Origin of the sequence: Sphingomonas lacunae (assembly GCF_012979535.1) — a bacterium.
Classification (GTDB): Bacteria; Pseudomonadota; Alphaproteobacteria; order Sphingomonadales; family Sphingomonadaceae; genus Sphingopyxis; species Sphingopyxis lacunae.
Map to the genome: position 1 here is coordinate 1,642,162 of NZ_CP053015.1, position 22,213 is coordinate 1,664,374.

At 66.4% G+C, this 22,213-nt stretch carries 25 protein-coding genes; 21 read left to right on the top strand and 4 right to left on the bottom strand.

The genetic code is table 11. The features are described from left to right. Positions 1-24 precede the first annotated feature (24 nt). The 3 genes from GV829_RS07835 to lnt form a co-directional block, all read right to left on the bottom strand. Entirely contained in the window at positions 25-675 is a 651-nt protein-coding gene (locus GV829_RS07835; protein ID WP_169945561.1) for a hypothetical protein, read from the bottom strand. Between the two features lie 151 nt (positions 676-826). Continuing rightward, entirely contained in the window at positions 827-2,032 is a 1,206-nt protein-coding gene (metK, locus tag GV829_RS07840; protein WP_169945563.1) for a methionine adenosyltransferase, read from the bottom strand. Positions 2,033-2,093: 61 nt separating this feature from the next. Then, positions 2,094-3,743: an apolipoprotein N-acyltransferase gene (lnt, locus tag GV829_RS07845; RefSeq protein ID WP_169945565.1), complete on the bottom strand. Its 1,650-nt coding sequence runs from the start codon at positions 3,741-3,743 to the stop codon at positions 2,094-2,096. Positions 3,744-3,812: 69 nt separating this feature from the next. On the opposite strand from lnt, the gene GV829_RS07850 reads away from it, so the two are divergent. Further along, the gene (locus GV829_RS07850) at positions 3,813-4,229 is read left to right on the top strand and encodes a VOC family protein (RefSeq protein ID WP_169945567.1); all 417 of its coding nucleotides are present in this window, start codon (positions 3,813-3,815) and stop codon (positions 4,227-4,229) included. A gap of 97 nt (positions 4,230-4,326) precedes the next feature. On the opposite strand, the gene GV829_RS07855 is transcribed toward GV829_RS07850, so the two are convergent. Further along, entirely contained in the window at positions 4,327-4,968 is a 642-nt protein-coding gene (locus tag GV829_RS07855; protein ID WP_169945569.1) for a YqaA family protein, read from the bottom strand. Positions 4,969-5,285: 317 nt separating this feature from the next. Here GV829_RS07855 and GV829_RS07860 point away from each other — a divergent pair, with 317 nt between their 5' ends. The 20 genes from GV829_RS07860 to GV829_RS07955 all read left to right on the top strand — a co-directional run bounded on the left by GV829_RS07860 (position 5,286) and on the right by GV829_RS07955 (position 22,091). Then, positions 5,286-5,867, top strand: coding sequence for a hypothetical protein (locus tag GV829_RS07860; RefSeq protein ID WP_169945571.1), 582 nt, complete (start codon positions 5,286-5,288; stop codon positions 5,865-5,867). Beyond that, entirely contained in the window at positions 5,860-7,239 is a 1,380-nt protein-coding gene (locus tag GV829_RS07865) for a DNA-packaging protein (protein WP_246202775.1), read from the top strand. The genes GV829_RS07860 and GV829_RS07865 overlap by 8 nt, the downstream gene beginning before the upstream one ends. Before the next feature lie 325 nt (positions 7,240-7,564). Further along, positions 7,565-8,728, top strand: coding sequence for a phage portal protein (locus tag GV829_RS07870; protein WP_169945573.1), 1,164 nt, complete (start codon positions 7,565-7,567; stop codon positions 8,726-8,728). After that, a complete protein-coding gene (locus tag GV829_RS07875) occupies positions 8,725-9,036 on the top strand; it encodes a DUF6127 family protein (RefSeq protein WP_169945575.1) in 312 nt (103 codons plus the stop codon). Before GV829_RS07870 ends, GV829_RS07875 begins: the two co-directional genes overlap by 4 nt. Beyond that, positions 9,033-9,461, top strand: coding sequence for an HK97 family phage prohead protease (locus tag GV829_RS07880; protein WP_169945577.1), 429 nt, complete (start codon positions 9,033-9,035; stop codon positions 9,459-9,461). The genes GV829_RS07875 and GV829_RS07880 overlap by 4 nt, the downstream gene beginning before the upstream one ends. A gap of 127 nt (positions 9,462-9,588) precedes the next feature. Further along, the gene (locus GV829_RS07885; RefSeq protein WP_169945579.1) at positions 9,589-10,734 is read left to right on the top strand and encodes a phage major capsid protein; all 1,146 of its coding nucleotides are present in this window, start codon (positions 9,589-9,591) and stop codon (positions 10,732-10,734) included. A 98-nt stretch (positions 10,735-10,832) separates the two neighbouring features. Then, a complete protein-coding gene (locus tag GV829_RS07890) occupies positions 10,833-12,281 on the top strand; it encodes a tail fiber domain-containing protein (protein WP_169945581.1) in 1,449 nt (482 codons plus the stop codon). Between the two features lie 203 nt (positions 12,282-12,484). Further along, a complete protein-coding gene (locus GV829_RS07895; RefSeq protein WP_169945583.1) occupies positions 12,485-12,766 on the top strand; it encodes a phage fiber-tail adaptor protein in 282 nt (93 codons plus the stop codon). After that, positions 12,766-13,311, top strand: a complete 546-nt coding sequence (locus GV829_RS07900) for a head-tail connector protein (protein ID WP_169945585.1) — start codon at positions 12,766-12,768, stop codon at positions 13,309-13,311. Before GV829_RS07895 ends, GV829_RS07900 begins: the two co-directional genes overlap by 1 nt. Further along, positions 13,308-13,574, top strand: a complete 267-nt coding sequence (locus GV829_RS07905; RefSeq protein ID WP_169945587.1) for a hypothetical protein — start codon at positions 13,308-13,310, stop codon at positions 13,572-13,574. The genes GV829_RS07900 and GV829_RS07905 overlap by 4 nt, the downstream gene beginning before the upstream one ends. Then, positions 13,564-13,971, top strand: a complete 408-nt coding sequence (locus tag GV829_RS07910) for a tail completion protein gp17 (RefSeq protein ID WP_169945589.1) — start codon at positions 13,564-13,566, stop codon at positions 13,969-13,971. Before GV829_RS07905 ends, GV829_RS07910 begins: the two co-directional genes overlap by 11 nt. A 224-nt stretch (positions 13,972-14,195) precedes the next feature. Beyond that, on the top strand, positions 14,196-14,603 hold the full coding sequence (locus GV829_RS07915) for a phage tail tube protein (RefSeq protein WP_169948111.1): 408 nt from the start codon (positions 14,196-14,198) through the stop codon (positions 14,601-14,603). Next, positions 14,600-14,896, top strand: coding sequence for a GTA-gp10 family protein (locus GV829_RS07920; protein WP_169945591.1), 297 nt, complete (start codon positions 14,600-14,602; stop codon positions 14,894-14,896). Before GV829_RS07915 ends, GV829_RS07920 begins: the two co-directional genes overlap by 4 nt. A gap of 2 nt (positions 14,897-14,898) precedes the next feature. Beyond that, positions 14,899-15,093, top strand: a complete 195-nt coding sequence (locus GV829_RS07925; RefSeq protein ID WP_169945594.1) for a phage tail assembly chaperone — start codon at positions 14,899-14,901, stop codon at positions 15,091-15,093. Positions 15,094-15,211: 118 nt separating this feature from the next. Next, a complete protein-coding gene (locus tag GV829_RS07930) occupies positions 15,212-15,793 on the top strand; it encodes a tail tape measure protein (RefSeq protein ID WP_169945596.1) in 582 nt (193 codons plus the stop codon). Between the two features lie 2 nt (positions 15,794-15,795). Beyond that, on the top strand, positions 15,796-18,129 hold the full coding sequence (locus GV829_RS07935; RefSeq protein WP_169945598.1) for a DUF2460 domain-containing protein: 2,334 nt from the start codon (positions 15,796-15,798) through the stop codon (positions 18,127-18,129). Further along, entirely contained in the window at positions 18,126-18,974 is an 849-nt protein-coding gene (locus GV829_RS07940) for a DUF2163 domain-containing protein (protein ID WP_169945600.1), read from the top strand. Before GV829_RS07935 ends, GV829_RS07940 begins: the two co-directional genes overlap by 4 nt. Before the next feature lies 1 nt (position 18,975). Further along, the gene (locus GV829_RS07945) at positions 18,976-19,407 is read left to right on the top strand and encodes a peptidoglycan endopeptidase (RefSeq protein WP_169945602.1); all 432 of its coding nucleotides are present in this window, start codon (positions 18,976-18,978) and stop codon (positions 19,405-19,407) included. A 16-nt stretch (positions 19,408-19,423) separates the two neighbouring features. After that, on the top strand, positions 19,424-21,604 hold the full coding sequence (locus tag GV829_RS07950) for a GTA baseplate fiber-binding domain-containing protein (protein ID WP_169945604.1): 2,181 nt from the start codon (positions 19,424-19,426) through the stop codon (positions 21,602-21,604). Positions 21,605-21,644: 40 nt separating this feature from the next. After that, entirely contained in the window at positions 21,645-22,091 is a 447-nt protein-coding gene (locus tag GV829_RS07955) for a DUF2793 domain-containing protein (protein ID WP_169945606.1), read from the top strand. The last annotated feature ends 122 nt before the right edge of the window (positions 22,092-22,213 follow it).

The following is a 22,213-nucleotide window of genomic DNA, read 5'->3' on the forward strand; positions in this document are numbered from 1 at the left end:
GCGCCTTAGAGGGGGATTACCCCCTCACCACCCCCACGGCGTGGGCGGTGTCGCTACCTCCCGGCTCAGATCAAACTCTACCCGGAACAGGCGGGCGTTGGGGCCGGCGGGGCGGCTGAGCTCGTAGACGAAACGGGGGTTGGGATCAGTCGGGGCGCTGACTTCCACCGCCCAGACATTGGTCACGGATCGATCTAGCCCGTTGGCGCGGAAACTGGAGATGCTTTCTGCATCGACCGGGAAGGCCTGGCGGGTTGGGCTGCCCGGTGTGGCGGTGTCTCCGCCATAGAGGGTCACGGCGTCGCTGCTGCCATCCTGGTGCCGGTGATCATGCTTGAGCCGTAGCCCGGTGGCTGTGCGGGTGATGATCCAGGTACGGCTGTGATCAGTGCCGACGTGAAAGGGGATTTCGACGCGGGTCCCGGTACAGCTGCGCACATGCATGACCATCGGCTGGCCGGCCATGTCATCATCTGCGCCGGCGGGCGCGCTGCCGACGATCCGTCCGGCAAAGGATTTGCCACAGAGCACATTGAGCCGCGCCATGAAGGCGGCCTGTGGATCGGCCGCCGTTTCTGCGGCGGGGGTGGCCGGCGTGGGGATGATGGCGCAGCCGGCGAGCAACAAAGCGAGCGGGGCGGCGAGCAGGGTGATGCGCGTGTGGGTGCGGTTCATCCGCCGGGCATAGCGCGCTGTGCGGTGGCTGGCAAAGGGGAGGGAGAAAGGGGGGAGCGGGCGCTCCCTTTGCCCATGGGCCAGACAAGACTGCCCCCTCCCCATCGCTGATGGACGGGGAGGGGGCAGGGAGGTCTTTGCTATGCGTGGGTTACGCCAGCGCGGCCTTGAGGTCCTCCACCAGATCGGTCTTTTCCCAGGGGAAGAGATCGGCTTCAGGCTTGCGACCGAAGTGGCCGTAGGCAGCGGTCTTGCGGTAGATCGGCTTGTTGAGGCCGAGGTGGGTGCGGATGCCGCGCGGCGTGAGGCCGCCAAGCTTTTCAATGCGCATGATCGCCGCTTCGATGAGGTCATCACCGACGGTGCCGGTTTCATGCGTATCGACATAGAGCGACAGCGGCTTGGACACGCCGATGGCATAGGCCAGCTGGATCGTGCAGCGGGTGGCGAGACCGGCGGCGACGATATTCTTGGCGAGATAGCGGGTGATGTAGGCCGCCGAGCGGTCAACCTTGGTCGGGTCCTTGCCCGAGAAGGCGCCGCCGCCGTGCGGAGCCGCGCCGCCGTAGGTATCAACGATGATCTTGCGCCCGGTCAGGCCTGCGTCGCCATCAGGCCCGCCGATTTCAAAGCTCCCGGTCGGGTTGATGTGATATTCGGTTTCACGCAGAAGCACTGGCGGAATGACGTCGGCAACGACGCGCTTCACATAGGCGTGCAGTTCGGCTTCCTTGGCGCCCTCGTCATAGCCCGGAGCGTGCTGGGTCGAGACGACGACAGCGGTCGCGGCGACCGGCAGGCTGCCTTCGTAACGCAGGGTCACCTGGCTCTTGGCATCGGGCTCAAGGAACGGTGCCGCGCCCGAGTGGCGGTCAGCCGCCATGCGCTCAAGGATCTTGTGGCTGTAATAAAGGGTGGCGGGCATCAGGTCCGGGGTTTCGTCGGTGGCGTAACCGAACATGATCCCCTGGTCCCCGGCGCCTTCATCCTTGTTGTCGCCGGCATCGACGCCCTGGGCGATATGTTCCGACTGGCCGTGCAGGCGGTTGATGAATTCGAACTTTTCCCAGTGGAAGCCGTCCTGCTCATAACCGATTTCCTTGACCGTGCGGCGGACGGTGGCTTCGATTTCTTCCTGCGCGCCGGATGCCCACTGGCCATTTTCATAGACGCCCTTGCAGCGGATTTCGCCGGCGAGGACGACCAGCTGGGTCGTGGTGAGGGTTTCGCAGGCGATGCGGGCTTCCGGATCCTTGGAGAGGAACAGGTCGACGATGGCGTCGCTGATCTGGTCCGAGACCTTGTCAGGATGGCCTTCGGAGACGGATTCGGAGGTGAAGAGATAGTTTGAACGCATGGTTTTCCCAGTCAATGTTGCTGTGTCTGCGTATAAAGAAATCTTTATGTGCGGTTTCGCACTAGCGTTTTGCAGGGCGGCGGGCAAGCGGCATGAGACCAAATGCGAGCAGGAGCGCGGCAAAGGCGAGCGGCAGGGCATTGCCCCAGCGGGCGAAGGGCGTTGGGCGGTGCGCGGCGGGCACAAAGCCGTCGATACGGCCGGCGCGGTGCATCGGGATGGAGTCGATGATGCGGCCATCGGCGTCGATGATCGCGCTGATGCCGGTGGGAGTTGAGCGGATGACCGGCAGCCCTTCCTCTATGGCGCGCATGCGGGCCTGCGCCAGATGCTGTGGCGGGCCCCAGCTGCCGAACCAGGCGTCGTTGGACGGGTTGAACAGGAAGGCAGGGCGGTTGGCGCGATCCACCACCTGGCCGGAGAAGATGATTTCGTAGCAGATTTGCACCCCGACCTTGCCGAAGCGGCCCAGATCAAGCGTGCGGGGGCCGGGGCCGGGCCAGAAATCGACCGCGCCGGGGGCAAGGCGGGAGAGGCCGAGCGGTTCGAGGATGCTCCGCATCGGCAGATATTCGCCATAGGGGACGAGGTGCGCCTTGTCATAGCGCGGGCCAAGCTGTTGCCGGGCATTGAGGGTGAAGACGCTGTTGCGTGCACCGGCGACATCGGTGCGGGCGGCGTTGCTTTCCAGCCGGACGGCGCCGGTCAGCAGCAGATCATCGGGGCCGAGCAGCGCCGCGAGGCGGGCGCGCACGAAGCTGGCAGGCTCTATATACCAGTCGAGCGGATAGCCGCTTTCGAGATAATCGGGGACGGCTGCTTCGGGCCAGAGCAGGAGGCGCGGCGCGGCATCGGCGGATTGCGGAGGGGAGAGGCCGGCGAGTTTGGTGAAATTGGCGCGGCGTTGCTCCATGTCCCACTTGTCGCCCTGATCAATGTTGGGCTGGACGATGGTGATGGGTGGGCCGTCCAAGTTGGGGGTCGAGTCGGCTGGACGGCCGACATCCAGATAGACGAGCAGGCCAACACCTGTAATCAGGACAGCAACACCCACCTGTGCGGCCAATTGCTGGCGAACGGGCGGTTCAGGAAGCGGATTGCGCCTGTTCCATGGGAACTCCAAAAACTGCGCCCGCAGTCCACCCGCAATGAGAATAACTATTCCGGACCAACCATAGCTGCCAAGCAGGGGTAGAATTAGTTCAGAAAAGTGGGCGTGGTTATCCGACAGCCAGATCGCACTCAGCGGGTTCCACGCAAAGCCGGTGAAGACCCAGCTGCGCAGCCATTCGGTGATGATCCATGTGGCGGCGAAGAGGAGGGTGAGGGTTAGGGTGGCGTTGTGGGCAGCGCTGCGGCGCTCCACCAATTTGACTAGCCACCATGCGCTGGCGGCGGCGAGGGCGGGGTAAACCGCGAGATACAGTGACAGCAGGATGACCGCGATCCAGCCGAGCCAGGCGGGCATCGCGGCCTGATAGGTGAAGGCGGTGGCGATCCAGTTGTTGCCCAGCGCGAAATGGCCGACGCCAAACAACCAGCCGAGCAGCAAGGCGCGGCGGGTGGTGGTGGCGCCGCTGATCAAGTGGAGGAGCAACGCCAGCGCGATCAATGTCACCGGCCACAGGCCAAGCGGGGCAAAGCCGGTGGCGCTGGCGAGACCGGCGAGGAGCGCGGCAAGGCGGGGGAAGCGGGTGAGGGTGCTGGCCATCGGCCGCGGGAATAGCAAAGCGGGTGGGGGTGCGCTATCGGGGATTGAGTATCCCATGGAGTTGCCCCGATGACCCTGCGTCCGTTTCACCTTGCCATCCCTGTGACCGATCTTGCCGCAGCGCGGCGATTTTACGGCGAGGTACTGGGGTGCCCCGAGGGGCGGTCGTCAGACCATTGGGTGGATTTTGACTTTCAGGGACATCAGCTTGTTGTCCACTATGTGGAAGGCGCAGGTGATGCCGGCAGCAATCCGGTCGACGGCCACGACATTCCGGTGCCGCATTTCGGTATTGTCCTGACGATGGCGGGGTTTGACGCGCTGGCGGGCCGGATTGCGGCGGCGGGGGTGGCCTTTGTCCATCCGCCGATGCTGCGTTTTGCCGGATTGCCGGGTGAACAAAAGACGATGTTCCTGCGCGATCCTTCGGGCAATGCCCTGGAGTTCAAGGCCTTTGCCGACGACGCGATGCTGTTTGCGGTGTGAGTTTGGGCGGCGCTTGGCGGGACTCACCTGCTCCAAGCTGCAGTAGCGGGCAGGTCCGTAACCATCGTTATCCTCTCCCGCAGGCGGGAGAGGAGGGTTAGACGCGCAGATCAGCGTGGGTGGCGGAGCTGCACTGGTCGGAGGTGGCGGCGCCGGTGCCCGACAGGGCGGCAAAGGCTATGAATCCGCCGACGACCGCAACGGCAAAGGCCGCCGACAGCCAGGCCAGATATTTTTCAATGAACGCCTTGATCGGGGCGCCAAATTTCCAGAACAGGAAGCCGACCAGCATGAACTGGAAGGCGCGGCTGGCGATGCTGGCGAGGATGAAGGTGACGAGGTTCATCTGGATGAACCCGGCGGTCAGCGTCAGCAGCTTGAACGGGATGGGGGTCGCACCCTTGAGCAGGATGATTTCTGCGCCATAGGCGTTGAGATAACAGGCGGCCCTGGGGAAACTGTCCCACAGGCCGAGTGCCTGGAGCAGGGCAACGCCGATGGTTTCGTAAGCAAAATAGCCGATGGCATAGCCGAACAGGCCACCAAGCACCGAGGCGAGTGTGCAGATCACGCCGAAGCGCAGCGCCCGCTGTGGCTGGGCAAGGCACATCAGGCCAAGCAGCGGGTGCGGCGGTATGGGAAAGAAGCTCGATTCCATGAAGGAAAAGGCGAACAACCAGCGGGTCGCGTGGGGATGCGCGGCCTTGGCCATCATCCAGTCATAGAGACGTCTGAGCATGGGCGCGGGGCGTAGCGGCTGCGGCGGGTGAGGGCAAGGGTGGGGGCCATCGCCTGCAAGGGCAGGGGGTTTGGGTCGAGGCATGATTGCGCGGGCACCACCCCCATCCAGCGGTGACAGAGGCAGCGCGCTTCCAAGTCTCCGCGTCCTTCCTCCATCCAAGGGGGAGGAGACGTAGAACCAAATAGGTAAAAACATATTGACATCGTAACGCTGATGTGGCACATTGTGGTCATAGTCGAAAAATGCGAGTCGCGAAGCAGGCCGGTTCCCGAAGGGGAGGCGGTCTTTTTTGCGTGCGGTGGCAGGAGGTGGCGATGGTGGGCGGCAAGCGGGTCAAGGCGGCGAAGGGCAGGAACAAGCGAGGCACGGGCCAGGAGCCGGCGACGATCCTGGTCGGTGGCAAGCCCGGCCAGACAGCGCAATTGCGCGCGGCGCGTGGTGACCGGTTTGACGAGGACAAGCAGGCCGCCTTTTTCGCCCATCTGACTGAGACATGCAATGTGACCGGGGCGACCAAGGCGGCGGGCGTCTGTTTGCAGACAGTCTATGCCAAGCGGCGGCGGGACCCGGATTTCGCGCGACGATGGGACCAGGCCAAGGCTGATGCGGTGGCCGATCTGGAAATGCGGGCGCTGGCGCAGGGGCGGTTCGGGCGTGAGGTGGTGGTCGAGCAGCGGGCGTCGGAGGACGGGCAAGTGCTGACCCGGCGGACACGGCATGACGAAGCATCGCTGACGCTGCAACGCATAGGCCGAAGCGGGCTGGTGCGGATTGGCAGTGAGGATGCCGAGCGCGAAGCGGAAGCCATGGCTGAACGGCAAGCGCGGGTTGAGGCGGCGGTGCAGCTGTTGTCCGCAGGGGTGCGTGAGATTTTGAAAGAGGCGGATCGTGACTGACCTGTCGAGCCGATATGGTTCGCAATCCAGTGTCAAGGCCCGGCTCGACGCCTTGTCAAACCGCCAGCGTGAGCGGTTGCGCACGCTGATCGGCGAGGATGCCTGGGCGATGGTCGAGCGCCATTGGGATGTGGTGTCCCGCCGCGAGCAGCGACCGCCGGAGGGCGATTGGAGTATCTGGCTGATCATGGCCGGACGCGGATTTGGCAAGACTCGGGCTGGGGCGGAATGGATTGACGGACTGGCGCGCGCCTATCCCGGTTGCCAGATCGCACTGGTCGGGGCGACGCAGCAGGATGTGCGTGATGTGATGATCGAGGGCCCGGCGGGCCTGCTCAACATTGCCGAGCGCGGCGAGCGGCCGCTGTGGCAACCGGGGCTGAAGCGGCTGGTGTGGCCGGGCGGGAGCCTGGCGCGCTGCTTTTCGGCCGCCGAACCCGAAGGTCTGCGGGGACCGCAGCATCATTTTGGCTGGGCCGATGAAGTGGCGCGGTGGGGAACGACGGTCGGCGATGGCGGTGACCGGGCGGTGAAGGCGTGGAGCAATCTGATGCTCGGTCTGCGCATGGGCGAGCGACCAAGGGTGGTGGCGACGACCACGCCGCGCATGGTGCCGGTGTTGCAGACGATATTGAACAGCGCGGGGTTGGTGACAAGCGGCGGGGCGACGCATGATAATGCAGCGAACCTGTCCGCCGACTGGCTGAGGGCGATGGACGAAGCCTATGGCGAGACGGCGCTGGGCCGGCAGGAGCTGGGCGGCGAACTGATCGAGGCGGTGGCCGGTGCGCTGTGGGACCGGCGGCAGATAGAGGAGGCGCGTGGTTCGGCCATCCGGCCGGGCGATGCAGAGGCGCTGGCGGCGGTGGATGTGGTGCGCATTGTCATCGGCGTCGATCCGCCGGCGGGCAGCCGGGGCGATGCCTGTGGCATCATCGTAGCGGGGCGCTGTGGCGACGGGCGCTGTGTGGTGTTTGATGACCGCAGTGTCGAAAATCTGCCGCCCGATGGCTGGGCAGGTGCGGTGGCAGAGGCGGCGCGTGACTGGGGCGCCGACCGGGTGGTCGCCGAGGCGAACAATGGCGGCGAGATGGTGCGCAGCGTGTTGCAGGCGGCGGACGCGGGGCTGCCGGTGCAGCTGGTCCACGCCAGCCGCAACAAGGCGGCGCGGGCCGAGCCGGTGGCGGTGCATTATGCCAATGGCCGGGTGCGGCACCTGGGGCGCTTCCCCAAGCTGGAGGACGAGATGTGCGCGCTGGGCGCCGGCGGCGATTATGCCGGGCCGGGCCGATCCCCCGACCGGGCGGATGCGCTGGTCTGGGCGCTGTGGGCGCTGATGGGCAGCGCAGAGCCGCGGGTGCGTGGGGTGTGAGGGCCGCCCCTCCGTTACGGGCCTTCTCCGGCTTCCCCTATCGCAAGCGATAGCGCAGGCGCGCCACCTCCCCATCGCAGGTCGATAGGGAGGATCGTTTGAAGTGCGCGGGCCCATCGCAAGTCGATGGTGAGGAGAAGCTTTTTTATCCGCCATGTACCCGGCTTGACCGGGAACCCATGGCCGGGGCTCGCCTTATGCCGCCCGCGTCGATTGCGGAGAAACGCGTTGGACCATGGGCCCCCGGTCAAGCCGGGGGCACGGAGTGTCGGGGCCGTGTGCATTTGTCTGAAACTGCATGATTTGGTTCTTTCGGAGATAGATCATGAACCTTTTTGGTATCAAGTCCCGCCGGACTCCGGCGCGGGCGGTTTTGGCGCGGACGGCTTCCTGGATCGGCGGGGCGGGTGTGGGTGCCTTGCCGCGCAGTTGGGAGGAGCAGGTGCGCGCCGCCTATTGCGCCAATCCGGTGGCGCAGCGGGTGTGCCGGATCGTCGCCGAAGCTGTCGGCGGGGCGCCGCTGGTGGCGGATGATACGCCGGGGGGCGCTGCGGCGCTGGCGCTGATCGGTGCGCAAAGCGGCGGGCAGGCGTTGCTGGCAACGGTGGCGACGCAGATGCTGCTGCATGGCAATGCCTATATCCAGCTGATCGCCAGTGACGAAAGTGGGCCGCTGAGTGAGCTGTTCGCGCTGCGGCCCGAGCGGGTGGTGGTCGAGACCGATGGGCGCGGCTGGCCGCTGGCCTTTGCCTATCGCGCCGGATCGCAGACGATACGCCTTCCGGCCGAAGACGGGCGGGGACGAGTGCTGGTGGCGCATGTGAAGGCGGTTCACCCGCTCGACGACCATTATGGGCTGGGCAATCTGAGCGCGGCGGCGCGGGCGGTGGCGGTGCATAATGCGGCGGCGGTATGGAACCAGGCGCTGCTCGACAATGCGGCGCGGCCATCAGGTGCGCTGGTCTATGATCCGGGTGAGCGGGGCGCGGCTTTGTCACCTGAGCAGTTTGACCGGCTGAAGGCCGAGATGGAGGCGCAGTTCCAGGGCAGCGCCAATGCGGGGCGGCCAATGCTGCTTGAAGGCGGATTGAGCTGGCAGGCGATGAGCCTGTCCCCCGCCGACATGGACTTCATCGCGCTGAAAGACAGTGCGGCGCGCGACATCGCGCTGGCCTTTGGCGTGCCGCCGATGCTCGCCGGGCTGAGCGGTGATGCGACCTATGCCAATTATCGCGAAGCGAGCCGGGCGCTGTGGCGGCTGACGGTGCTGCCGCTGGCTGGGACGATCCTCGGCGCGATCAATCAGGCGCTGGCGAGCTGGGGCATGGACGCGGGGCTGCGGGTCGATCCCGACCGGGTGACCGCCCTGTCAGAGGACCGCGAGCGGCTGTGGGCGCGGGTGAGCGCCGCGGATTTCCTAAACGATGCGGAGAAGCGGGCGATGCTGGGCCTGAGCGCCGTGACAGATGATCGAGGAGCAGCGGCATGAGCGGTGACGAGGATGTGCTGGCGCGGCTGGTGCGGCTGGCTGACGAACGTGGCGGTGACCTGACCAACGTCCGCGCGCTGATCGAGCAGGCGAGCGAGGCCGGGGCGGAACGGGCGATGATGCGCATCGGCCTGTCGGACGAAAGCGCGCGCGACGACATTGCCGAGCTGCGGCAGCTGTTGGCGGCCTGGCGCGACGCCAAGCGCAGCGCCTGGAAAGCGGTGGTTGATTGGGTGGTGCGCGGATTCCTTGCCATCCTGTTGATCGGCATCGCGGTCAAGATGGGTTTTGGCGCGTGGCTCAAATGAGCGGCACATATGAACCATTTCGGTTTGCGGGCTATGCCGCGCTGTTTGGCGTGCGCGACCGGGGCGGCGATGTGATCCGCCCGGGGGCCTTTGCCAGCCTGGGATCAGGGGCGGTGCCACTGTTGTGGCAGCATGACCCGGCGCGGCGGATTGGCACGGTCGAGACGCTGGCCGAGGATGCCCGGGGCCTCCGCGTGGTGGCGCGGATCGAGGGTGAGGGAGCGACGGCGCGCGAAGTGGCGGCGATGCTGCGCGAAGGCGCGGTGGACGGGCTGTCGTTCGGATACCGGGTCAAGGCGTCGCGGGCAGGACTGCCGGGGCGCGACGGGCTGGCGACGCGGGTGCTGGAGGCGATTGAGCTGGTCGAGGTGAGTGTGGTGGCGCAGCCGATGCAGCCGGGGGCGCGGGTGATAGCTGTGGGGTGATTGGTGTGAGCCGGCGGCGCGGCTCGCTGTCGCTCGCACCCACCCCAACCCCTCCCTTGGAAGGGAGGGACTGTTGGCAGGGCGGTCCTTTGGGCCGCCTTTTTCGTTTCAACCGAGGAGTATGGGCATGTTGGAAGTGAAAGCGGACGGATTTGACGCGGCCTTTGAGGCGGCGGAAACCGGAGATGCGCTGGCGGCGCTGACGGCGGAGGTCGCGGGGCTCAAGGCGCGGGTCGAGGCGGGGGCGTTGCGGGCGGCGCGCTTGCCGCTTGATGGCGTGAAGGGCGCGGCGGACGCAGTGGATCCGGCGCGCACGGCCTTTGTCGAGCGCTATCTGCGGCGCGGGTTGGAGGCCGGGGTCGAGATGAAGAGCGTGACCGGTACGCCGAACAGCGATGGCGGCTTTGCCGTACCGCGCGAGATTGACGCGATGATCGACCGGACGCTGAAGAGCGTGTCGCCGATCCGTGCCATCGCCAATGTGGTGACGACGGGCACGGCGGGCTATCGCAAGCTGATCGCGGTGGGTGGCACGCCTTCGGGCTGGGTGGCCGAAACAGCGGCGCGGCCGATGACCAATACGCCGGCGTTCAACGAGGTGGTGCCGCCTTCGGGCCATCTCTATGCCAATCCGGCGGCGAGCCAGGCGATGCTCGACGATGCGATGTTCGATGTCGAGGCCTGGTTGGCTGATGAGGTGGCGCGCGAATTCGCCCGCGCCGAGGGTGCGGCGTTCGTCACCGGCAATGGCACCAACCAGCCCAAGGGTTTCACCACCTATCCGGTGACGGCAGAGGCTGACGCGGTGCGCGCCTATGGCACGGTGCAATATGTCGCGGCGGGTGCGGCGGGCAATTTTGCCGCGGCGAGCCCGCAGGACCGGCTGGTCGACCTCGTCCATGCGCTGAGGGCGCCCTATCGCCAGGGCGCGGTGTTCGTCATGGCGAGCGACACGCTGGCGCGCATCCGCAAGATGAAGACGAGCGACGGGGCTTTCATCTGGTCCCCCGGCCTGACGGTTGGCCAGCCGGGGACGCTGCTCGGTTTCCCCGTGGTCGAGGCCGAGGACATGCCGGCGGTGGCGGCGGACAGCCTGTCGATCGCCTTTGGCAATTTCCAGGCGGCCTATGTGATCGCCGATCGCGGCGAAACATCGGTTCTGCGCGACCCCTATTCGAACAAGCCGTTCGTGCATTTCTATGCGACGAAGCGGGTCGGCGGCGCGCTGGTCAATTCGGAAGCGATCAAGCTGATGCGGTTCAGCGCGACGTAATTGTCCGGCCTTGCCGTCCGAAGTCGGACGCGCGTTCTTAGGCCCTTTGGGCCGGGTGCGCTTTCCCGTCCGCAGGCGAACGCGCGGGCTTGTGCACGATGGACAGCATTGTTCGGGGCGTGGTCTGGCGACCGCGCCCTTTTTCTTTGGATGATGAGCAAGAGGAGGGGGCTGTGGCGGTTCCGCAATATGTCTTTGCTGATCTGGTGCGTGAAAGCTGCACGGCGACGGGAACGGGCCCGCTGGTGCTCGGCGGAGCCTTGCCGGGACACCGCCGCTTTGCCGATGCGGTGCCGGTGGGTGCCAGCTTTTGTTACGCCGTGGCGGGGATCACCGACCCGGCGCAATGGGAAAATGGCATTGGCCAGATCGACGGGCAGGGGCGGCTGGTTCGGCTGACCATATCCGCTTCGTCGGCAGGCGGGGCGCGGGTGGATTTTGCCGCAGGACTGAAGAGCGTGGCACTGACCGTGGGCGCCAACTGGTTTGCCGAGGCCAGCGTACCGCCGGAGATTGGGGAGGTGACAGGCCTTCAGGCGGCGCTCAATGGCAAGCAGGCGGCGGGCAATTATGCGCTGAGTGCACATAGCCACGTTTTGGGCGATGTGACGGGATTGCAAGCCGCGCTCGACAGCCGGCAGCCGGTTTCAACCGGGCACGGCAGCGCTACGTTGATCGACGCGGCGGACCAGATCACGGTGCGACGCGGAAGCGGCTGGGTCAATGTGCCGGGATCGGCGGTGCTGGCGCGGGACGCCAATGGCAATGTCGCGCTGGGCACTGGAGGAGCTGCGGCACAATCGCGGATCGATGTGCAGTCCGCGGCTGGTATCTGGCACCAGATACGCCTGAGCGCCGGCCAGCCGTCAAGTGCCTGCTACATGGGCGCGGTCAACATGGCTGTCGGGTCTTGGATGTTCGACGCGGCCTATTATGGCACCAGCTTGCAATGGATGCCGGTTCATACGGTCGCTTCGGGGATCCGCATGGTCGCCGGTGAAGTGCTGTTATGCGGCAACAGTGGCCTGACTGTGGGCGCATTATATGTGCCGACAACGCTGATGGCGGCAGGGGCCGCTTCGGTCAGGCCGGGGACCGACAACGTCCGGTCACTCGGGACGGCGGGAGCGCGCTGGACACAGTTGTTTGCTGCCACGGGGACGATCGCGACATCGGATCGCGAAACCAAGCGGGATATCGAGGCCATCCCTGACGACTGGCTCGACGCATGGAGCGGGGTCGATTGGCGGCGGTTCCGCTTTGTCGATGGGCAACGCTGGCACACCGGACTGGTAGCGCAGGAGGTCCATGAAGCGTTTGCCCGGCTTGGGTTGGATGCCACGGGCATCGGCCTGATCTGCATTGATGAGGATGGCGAAGGCGGGCGCATCTGGGGCCTGCGCTATAATGAATGTTTTGCCATCGAGGCGGCTTGGCAGCGGCGCGAACTGGCGAGGGTGCATGCGGCCATCCAAGCGCCGCGTCGCCGCCGCCATGCTGTCAGGGCGAAGCGGGATTCCGCCGCCGGAACGGAGACCGGCGCATGATCGGCAGCGGGGCAATCGGGTCGCGCAGTATCGGCCAGGCGGCATTGCCCGATTTCGCAACCGAATGGGGAGGTCCCCGACCGGCCGGGGCCGGGACGCGGGCAGGTGGCCGCCGCGGGATCAGGCGGGAGACCGCCGTTGTGCGACCGCGCCGCTGACACCGCCGGTCAGGGTGGAACAGTGCACGATATGAGGAGCAGGGTATGAGCCTGATGATCAAGGATCCGGGCGGCCGGATCGACTATGCCTTTGACTGGGCAGCGGCCTATCTCGACGGGCAGGTGATCGCCGCGAGCAGTTGGAGTGTCGAACCGGTCGAGGATGGCGGGGTGACTGTGGAGGCCCATGCGTTCGATGCGGTTCGGACCAGTGCCCGCTTGTCCGGCGGACGCGAAGGCGTCTGTTACCGGGTGACCAACCGGGTGACCTTGTCCGACGGCCAGGCCGACGAGCGCAGCATGACATTGCGGGTGGAGCAACGCTGATGGCGGTGGTGGAGACAGAGCCGCTGCCGCTGGCGGCGGGGCTCGACGAGGCGCGCGAATTTGCGCGGCTCGGCGCGGGCATTGATGATGTGGTGCTGGCGGCACTGCTGCGTAGTGCGACGGGCATTTGCGAGCAGTTCACCGGCGTGGCGCTGGTCAGCCGGGCGGTGAACGAGACAGTGAATATCCGGGTGGGCGAGTGGCAAAGATTGGCGCGGGCGCCGGTCAGCGCGATCACCGCGGTGGTTGGCGTGCCGGCGGAGGGTGCGGCCTTTGCCCTGCCGGTGGGCAACCATGCCATCGACATCGATCCGCAGGGAGATGGCTGGGTGCGGGTGAGCGAACCCGGCATCGCCGGGCGGATGCGCGTGACCTATCAGGCCGGGCTGGCGGCGAATGCGGGGCTGGTGCCCGAGCCGTTGCGGCAGGGCATTGTCATGCTCGCCGCCCATCTGATGCGCGAACGGGACAGGGACGTGCCGGGCGAACCGCCGGCGGCGGTGGCGGCGTTGTGGCGCCCCTGGCGGCGGATGCGCCTGTCATGAGCGGGCGGCTGTGGGACCAGATCAAGGCCAGAGCCTTGCGTCTGGCAGCGCGCGCGGCCGAGCGCGAGGCGCGGCGGATCGCGAGGCGGTTGGAGCAGCGGTGGAGGCAGGGAATTCCGCCGGTCGAGATCGACGTGACGCCGGAGCCCGAAGGTGCCGCCGTGACGGTGAGCGGCCCCGGACTGGCGCTTCAGGCCGAGAGCGATCCGGCGCTGCGCTTTGCCGGGCGCGATGGCGCGGGAGGGGCAGGCGATGAGCATTGAGGCGGCATGGCGCGAGGCGGTGCGGGCGGCTTTGGCGGCGGATACCCTCTGGGCGGCGACGGTCAACCGGATCGGCGACGGAGAGAGCGAGGGCGCGCCGGTGCCGAGCGCATGGATTGGCGACTGTATCGGGAGTGATTGGGGCGCCAAGGCATTGCCGGGGCGTGAACTGCGGCTGGGCCTGACCATCCTTGATCGCGGTGAAGGTGAGCGGATCGCCGCGCTGTCGGCAGCGGCAGAGGCGGCTCTGATGGCAATGCCGCGCGGGTTGACCGGGAGCGATGGCGGGGCGTGGGACAGCAGCGGGCCGTTGGTGACGCGGGTGCGGATGACCCGGCGGCGCGATGGCACGCGGGTGGCGATGATCGACGTGCGGCTGAGGGCCTGGAGGGTGTGAATTGGGCCGCCCCTTAGTTGCCCCCGACTTGATCGGGGGCCCATGGCCCGATGCCGGCGCTTGGCTTGTCGGTTGGTGGTGTGGATTTCCCTGACGTTTGTTCGGGTGGTTGGGGCGGACCATGGGTTCCCGGTCGAGCCGGGGACAGCAGAGCTTTTGAGTCTGATCCTCGCCATTTCGGGGAGGAATTGATCCTCGGATGACTTTCAAAAAGGAGACCAATGATGCCGATGGAAAAGGGCAGTGCCTTTCTGTTGAAGATTGGCAATGGGGCGACCCCGGTCGTCTATGCGACGGTGGCCGGCCTCAGGACGACGCAGCTTTCAATCAATGGCGATGCGGTGAACATCACCAGCAAGGACTCAGGCGGCTGGCGCGAACTGTTGTCGGGCGCGGGGACGCGATCGGTCAGCGTTGCGGCAGCGGGGATATTCACCGGGTCGTCGGCTGAAGTGCGGGTGCAGGCCAATGCGCTGGCCGGGCTGATTGACGATTATGAACTGGCGTTCGAGAGCGGGACGCGGATGCGCGGCAAGTTCCTCGTCACGCGGCTCGACCATGCCGGCGATTATAATGGCGAGCGCAACTATACGCTGAGCCTGGAATCGAGCGGGCCGGTGGTGGCGCTGTGAGTGCGAATGAAGCGCGTGGCGAGGCGGCGATTGGTGGCTTTGTCCTGCGACCAAGCTTTGCCGCGCTGGTGGCGGCAGAGCAGGAATTGGGACCATTGTTCGCGCTGGTCGAGCGGGCGGCCGAGGGGCGGCTGACGCTGGGCGAGACGGTCGCGTTGTTTTGGCATTGCCTCAGCGACCGGCCCGAAGCCTTGAGCCGGGAAGCCTTTGGTGAGGCGATGGCGGCAGCGGGGTTGGCGGCAATGGCACCGGTGCTGCGTGTCCTGCTCGGGCAGATATTGAAGGGGCGGTGAGCATGGCGCGCTTTGCCGAGGTGGCGGCGCGGTTGGCTGGTGTGGTGGCGGTGCTGCTTGGCTGGCGGCCGGAGGAGTTCTGGCGGGCCACCCCTGAGGAACTGGCGGGCGTGCTGGCAGCGCTGGCAGGGGATGAGGCTGCGCCGGTGGATGGCGCGGTGGTCGAGCGACTGAGGGGGATGTTTCCGGACGGGTGATTGCCCCTCCGTCACGGACTTCGTCTGGCTTCTCCTATCGCAAGCGATAGCGCAGGCGCGCCACCTCCCCATCGCAAGTCGATGGGGAGGATCAGCAAGGAACAGCAAGGATCAGGACATGGCTGATGAGATTGACACGCTGGTGATCGGCGTGCGGGCGGATGTGCGGGCTTTTTCGGCCGATGTGGCGGCGATGCGGGCGGGGCTGGACGGGCCGCTCGCCGATGGTGCGGAGCGGGCCGGGCGGGCGATCGAGGGGGCGCTGTTGAGGGCGGTCAGGACCGGCAAGTTCGGTTTCGACGACCTGAGGCGGGTGGCGCTGTCAACAATGGCGGAGATTGCGCGCAGCGCGCTGAGTGCAGGCGTTGGTTCGTTGTTCGGTGGCGGTGACGGCAAGGCGGGCGGCGGCTTGCTCAACCTGGCGTCGAGCCTGATCCCCGCGCTCTTGGGGGCGCCGGGGCGGGCGACCGGTGGACCGGTGGCACCGGGCCAGGCCTATCGCGTCGGCGAGCGCGGGCCGGAATGGTTCGTGCCGACATCGGCAGGTCGGGTCGAGACGGGCGCGGTCGGCGGGGATCGGCATGTCAGGATCACTGTCAATGTTGGTGGCGGCGCGGGTGCCGACCCGCAGCGGATGGCGGCGAGCGGCCGGCAGATCGCGCAGGCGGTGCGGCGCGCGATCGAAGCGGCGGGAGACTGAGCATGGGCTGGTGTCTTTCGCCGCCGCTTGGCGGACATGAGGAGCATCGCGAGCGTTCGACGATCAAGCGGTTCGATGCGCGCTTCTGGACCGTCGATTTCCCGCGACCGATGATGGGATCTGTGGTCAGCGATGGCGCGGAGGCGCTGCGCGTTGATCTGGCGTTTACCGGAAAGGACAATCTGGCGGGGCTGATCTGGGAGGCGGAGGACCGCTGGGATCATCCGCTTTTGGCCTATGAAACGCGGCGCGATTTCCGGCGGTGCGTTCTCCGGTTCCGTTGGCGGTCGGGTGGGGTCAAGCCGCTCGATGCAGTGTGGGGGCCGGTGCTGACCATCGAAGGGCGCGACGAGAGCGGCGCGGCCCGGGCCTGGTTTGTGCGGCTTTGGAATTATGCGGTGGGCTCGCCGGGCGATGCGGTGGTGACGCTCGACTTCGGTGCGATCAATGGCGGATTCCTGTTGCCGGGCGAGGCAGACCCGGTGTGGGCGGGCGATGTCGACCGGATGATGATCTCGCTCGTGCCGCCCGATTATGACGGCAGCGCCGGCGATTATGCAGCGATGGCGGATGGCTGGGTCGAACTGACCGGGATGCAGTGCGATGGTTCCGGATCGGTGCTGGCGATCGGCGATGCGATGTTGCCCGAACATAGCCTGTCGATGGCGACGGCCTATGACGACGCCTATAACCAGACGCCCGCGCGGCTGCTGCGGCAGGTCGAGGCGCTGGGGTACAGGGGGCCGCTGTTGCACTATGTCGGCATGAGCCATTTCATGCGGCTGACGCAGGTGGGCGGCGACTGGTTGGTGAGCGTCAGCGGCGGGGCGCTGTGCGGGCCGGCACTGGCCTGGCATGAGGCTCTGGTGGCCGAGGCGCTGGCGCAGGGGCGAGCGGTCATCTGGTCACTCTCCTATGAGCTGTTCGCTGACTATTGCCCACAGGCGTGGATGCAACGGGCGGCGGACGGCGGTCCGGCGCTGACAGGGTGGGTGCCACCATCGGCGCTGCTGTCCCCCGCCAATGCCGAGGCGATGGGCTGGCTGGCACTGGTGGCGCGGGTGCTGGTCGGCATTGCCAAGGGCGCGGGCATGGCGGTGCATTTTCAGGTGGGTGAACCCTGGTGGTGGGTGACGGCGGACCGGCGGCCTTGCCTCTATGACAGCGCGGCGACGAGTGCGCTGGGCAGCGCTAGTGTGGCGATCCCCGATCTGGGGGCAGCGCTGAACGCGGCGCAGAAGGCGATGCTCGACGCGGCTGGGGCGTTGCTGGCTCAGTCGACCGCGGCGCTGTGCGCCGCGGTGCGTGACGAGGCGGGGGACGATGGTGCGACGACTTATCTTCTCGCCTATCTGCCGACATTACTCGACCCGATGATGCCCGAAGCGCGGCGGATGATGATGCCGACGGGGTGGGCCAAGCCGGCGTTCGATGTACTGCAGTTGGAGGATTATGACTGGGCATCACGCGGGCAAGTGGGGGCGAGCGTGGCCGGGATCGCGCTGGCCGAGGCGCGGCTGGGCTATCCTGCGGCGGAGCAGCACTATCTGGCGGGATTTGTCCTGACTGCGGCGGACCGTGCGCAGTGGGAAGCGATTGATGCCGCCGCGATGCGCAGCGTTGCGCGGGGCGTGGCTGCGACCTTCATCTGGGCGCTGCCGCAGGTGGCGCGCGACGGATTTCTGCATTTTGAGGAAGGAGAAGGCGCGGTGGACGCTTTCGATGATGTCGATTTCCCTCTGGCGCTGGGCCGCGAGGCAAGCGTGGTGGCGGAATTTTCCACCGCCATCGTGACGGGCCAGTCGGGCGCGGAACAGCGGGCGCCCGACTGGGACAACGCGCGGCTGCGCTATGATGCCGGGCCGGGGATCCGCAGCGAGGCGGATGTAAGGGTGCTGGTTGATTTCTATCGTGCCCGCCGGGGGCCGGCGGTGGGATTCCGTTTCCGCGATCCGTTTGACGCCAGTTCGGCGGTCGACGGCGGGGCTCCGGGCATGGCGGACCAGACGATCGGGACGGGCGACGGGGTGCGGACCGATTTTCCGTTGACCAAAAGCTATGGCAACGGAGCGGGTGCAGCCCGGCGGCGGATTACCCGGCCAGTCGTGGACAGTGTGCTGGTGAGCGTCAATGGCGTTGCGGCGAGCGGCTGGACGCTGGGGCCATTGGGGATGGTGAGCTTTGCCGTGCCGCCAGCCAGTGGCGCCGAGATCCGCGCGGGCTTCCTCTTTGATGTGCCGGTTCGCTTTGCCGAGGACCGACTGGAAGTCTCCCGCGCAACATGGCTGGCCGGAGAGATTGCCACTGTGCCCCTGATAGAGGTGCGTGAGGGATGAGCCGGGCGATAGTGGCCGCGCCGGACTGGCTGACTGGCGAGGTGGCGACCATTGCCTGGCTATGGCGGATTGTCCGGCGCGATGGTGTGATGCTGGGCCTGACGACGCACGATTCGCCAATCCGCCGGGATGGCCTGACTTATCAGCCGTCACCGGGGATTCGGCCATCTGCGATCCGGCAGCGTCGCGGCCTGGCGGCAGACAGTTTCACGATTGAGGGTGCGCTGAACAGTGCGGCGATCAGTGAGGCGACGCTGGCCAGCGGGCGATGGGATGGCGCGCGGCTGACGCTGGCCGTTGTGGATTGGCAGAAGCCGGCAGTCGCAGAGAGTGTTGTTGCCGAAGGCATGTTGGGCAGCGTGACCAGTGATGGCGCACGATTCAGCGCGGAGCTGGGCGCGCGCGACATCTGGCTCGATGGCCCGCTGGTACCTGAAACCAGTGCAGAGTGCCGCGCCGAACTGGGCGATGTCCAATGCCGGGTGGCGCTGGCCCCGCGTACCCACAGGGCGGTAGTGACGGCGCGCAGCGGTGATTTGGTGACGCTGGCAGACGCGGTCGGTGGCTGGAACTGGGCCAACGGCCTTTTTCCCTTTGGCTGGTTGCGCTGGCTGGATGGACCGGGGCGCGGATTGTGGTCGGCGATCATCGACCAGAACGGGGCAGTGCTGACCGTGGCGGAGGTGCCAGACGGGGCGGGACAGGCGGGGCAGCAGGTCGAACTGACCGAGGGTTGCGACAAGCGGGCAGCGACTTGTGCCGCGCGTTTTGCCAATATCGCCAATTTCCGCGGCGAACCTCATCTGCCTGGGATGGATCTGCTGACGCGCTTTCCAGGAGGTTGAGATGGAGAGTGCAGCGCAGCGCGGCGAGCGCATCTGGGCCGAGGCTTTGGCGCTGGTCGGCACAGGATTTCGCTTGCATGGCCGCGACCCGGCATCAGGCGTGGACTGTGTGGGGCTGGCTGTGCTGGCATTTGGACGTGCGGCTGTGCCGACCGGGCCGGTACCAGACCGTTACGGACTGAGAGGCGGGGACGCGAAGGTCCTGCATGAATGGCTGAAGTCGGCGGGGCTTGAGGAGGTCGCGGCCTGGACCACCGGCGACCTGTTGCTGAGCGCGATGGGTCCCGATCAATGGCATGTGATGATTGGCGGACGCGGCAAGCTGGATGGCGGTGACGCGGTGATCCACGCGCATGCCGGTTTACGGCGGGTGGTGATGATGCCGGGTAACCCGCCTGGCAGGCTGACCGGATGCTGGCGGGCGCGGGATTGAAAACAGGAGCGGGACAATGGCGACTTTGGTGCTGACGACCGTGGGCACGATGATCGGCGGCCCAATTGGCGGAACGATCGGTGCATTGATTGGCCAGGCCGTTGACGGGCGACTGCTGGCCCCAAAGGGTCTACAAGGCCCAAGATTGAGCGATTTGCGGGTGCAGACGTCAAGCTATGGTACACCGATTCCGCGCCTTTACGGCCGGATGCGGGTGGCCGGGACAGTGATCTGGGCGACCGACCTGGTCGAGCATCGCCATCGCCAGGGTGGCAAGGGACGCCCGACCACAACCAGCTATAGTTACAGTGCTTCTTTTGCTGTGGCGCTGTCTTCACGCCCTGTGCGCACCGTCGGGCGGATATGGGCTGAGGGCACGATATTCCGGGGCGCAGCGGGTGATTTCAAATCCGGCTGCACTTTCCGCCTGTACAATGGCGACGAGGATCAGGCGGTCGATCCACTGATCGCTGCAGCCGAAGGAGCCGGACAATGCCCGGCCTTTCGCGGCATTGCCTATGTGGTGTTCGAGGACATGGACCTTTCTCCCTTTGGCAACCGTATACCGTCGCTGAATTTCGAGGTTGAGGCAGATGAGGGTGACAGCCAGGCCCTTTCGCTTGCTGGGCCGTTGGCCGATGTGCTCTCCCAGACCGAGGCGGTTGCAACGCTGCCGCCGATTGGCGGGGCTGTCCTGTCCGCGCAGAGCAGGCGCGCCGCAATCGAGCCACTTGCCAGGCTTGCGCAGGTGGACCGGTCTTTGGCCGGCCAGGGCTGGCTGCTGGGTGAGCGGGCGGACGCGCCCTTGTTGCAGCTTGGTCAGGCGGCCAGCGAACGGGGGCAGGCGCGGGCAACGCGCACACTGGGTGACGGCGGGGTGATGCCGCGTCAAATCGGCTTGTCGGTGTTTGACCCTTTGCGTGACTGGCAATTGGGAATGCAGATGACGCGCGTTCCGGGAGGGCTGGGCCCAGCGGAGACAATGGGGTTGCCTTTGGCGATGGAGGCGCCGTTGGCCAAGGCGCTGAACGCGAGGTTGGCGCGTGATGCAGCACGGCAAGTGCGGCAATCCGAGTGGCCGGGTGGCTTTGCGGCTCTGGTGGCGCAGCCGGGCGCGGCCGTTGTCACGGAAGATGGTGTGCAAGGCAGGGTGGCCGAACGGCACATTGAGGGTGCAGGCGTGCGCCTGACGATCGAGACCGAACGCAGTGATGGCGCCGGGTCCATGGCGGCAGATGGCGGCCGGGTGCTGGCGTCTCCGGACCTGTTGATTGGTGCAAGCCGGGCTTGGTTGTTCGACCTGCCTCTGATCGATGGAATGCCGAGCGATGCGGCGAGCCGAACAGTGGTCGCCGCAGCCGGTGAAGGACCAGGCTGGCGACAGGCAGCGGTGAGCCTGGCACCGGCCGCTGCAGCCCCGCCCGAACCACTGGGTAGCGTGGTGGCGATGCGTGTGCTGGGCGAGGTGGTGATGATCAGCGGCGTCGGGCAGCCTTGGCTGTTCGATCGCGCGGGTTCGGTGACGGTGACGCTTCTGCGTGATGACATGGTTCTGAACAATGCCGATGATGCCGCGATGCTGGCTGGCGCCAATCTGGCCGTGGCAGGCAACGAGGTCTTCCAGTTCGGACGGGCCGAACCCTTGGGCGAGCGGCAGTGGCGATTGAGCCATTTGCTGCGCGGGCGCTGGGGCACGGAAGATGCCATGGCCGAAGCATCAGTGGGGCGGGGCTTTGCCTTGCTTGCCGACCCGGCCTTGCTGCCATTGCCGGCGCTCACGCAGTCGGGCGGCCATGTTCTGGTTGAAGGACAGGGTGACCCACAGCCCCTGATGCTGCCGATTGGCCGGGTCGGCCGATCGTTGCGGCCGCTTTCTCCCGTACACGTCGTGGCACGGTGGCAGGGCGACGGACAATTGTTGCTGAGTTGGACAAGAAGAAGCCGCGCTGGATCAGCGTGGATCGACCTGATCGATACAGCGATGGATGAGCCCACCGAGCGCTATCGCGTGACGGTAACGCCGGCACAGGGCGACGCGATGGTGCGGGAATGCTTTGCCGCCAGCCTGATGGTCGATGCTTCGACTGTGGCCAATTGGCGAGCTGTATCGGGAGGGGAATCCTGTCTGACGGTGACGATCATGCAGGTCGGAGCGGTTGGCCTTTCCCCGCCGCTGGTGGCGGTGGTGCCACTGTAGGCGGATGGGCGAGCCGTCCGGGACAATGAGGAGCGAATCGATGAACGAAGCCAGCGTACGACTGGGGCTGCCGTTGATGGCTGCGGGCCAGGCGCAGAAGGAAGTGACTCACAATGAGGCGCTGATGCTGATCGACAGTCTCATTGCCCCTGTCAGTGAGGCGCCGCCGCAGAATGAACCACCAGTTTCTCCCAATGCGGGACAATGCTGGCTAGTCGGCGGGGCGCCGACAGGTGAGTGGACCGGGCAGGCACACCGGCTTGCAGCATGGAGCCAATCGGGGTGGCGATTCGCGGACCTGCCGGTGGGCGCGCAGGTGCGATTGGCCGCAAATGGCCAAAGTTGGGTACGGATTCCAGCAGGTTGGCAATCGCCGCCGACTGTTACGCTTGGCAATAGTGGCAATGTTGTCGACAACGAGTGCCGCGCAGCAACAAGTGCAATCCTCGCCGCACTTGTTTCAGCCGGGCTGATTGTTGGCGGATAATTGCTGCAAGCCGATAAAATTTCAGGGCGTTCCTTTTGTGTTGCGCAAGTGCAACAGGCCGAAAAAACCCGGCTTGCACGGCAACCTTTGAGGCGGTAAGGCTTTTTGAGAGCGTTCTACCG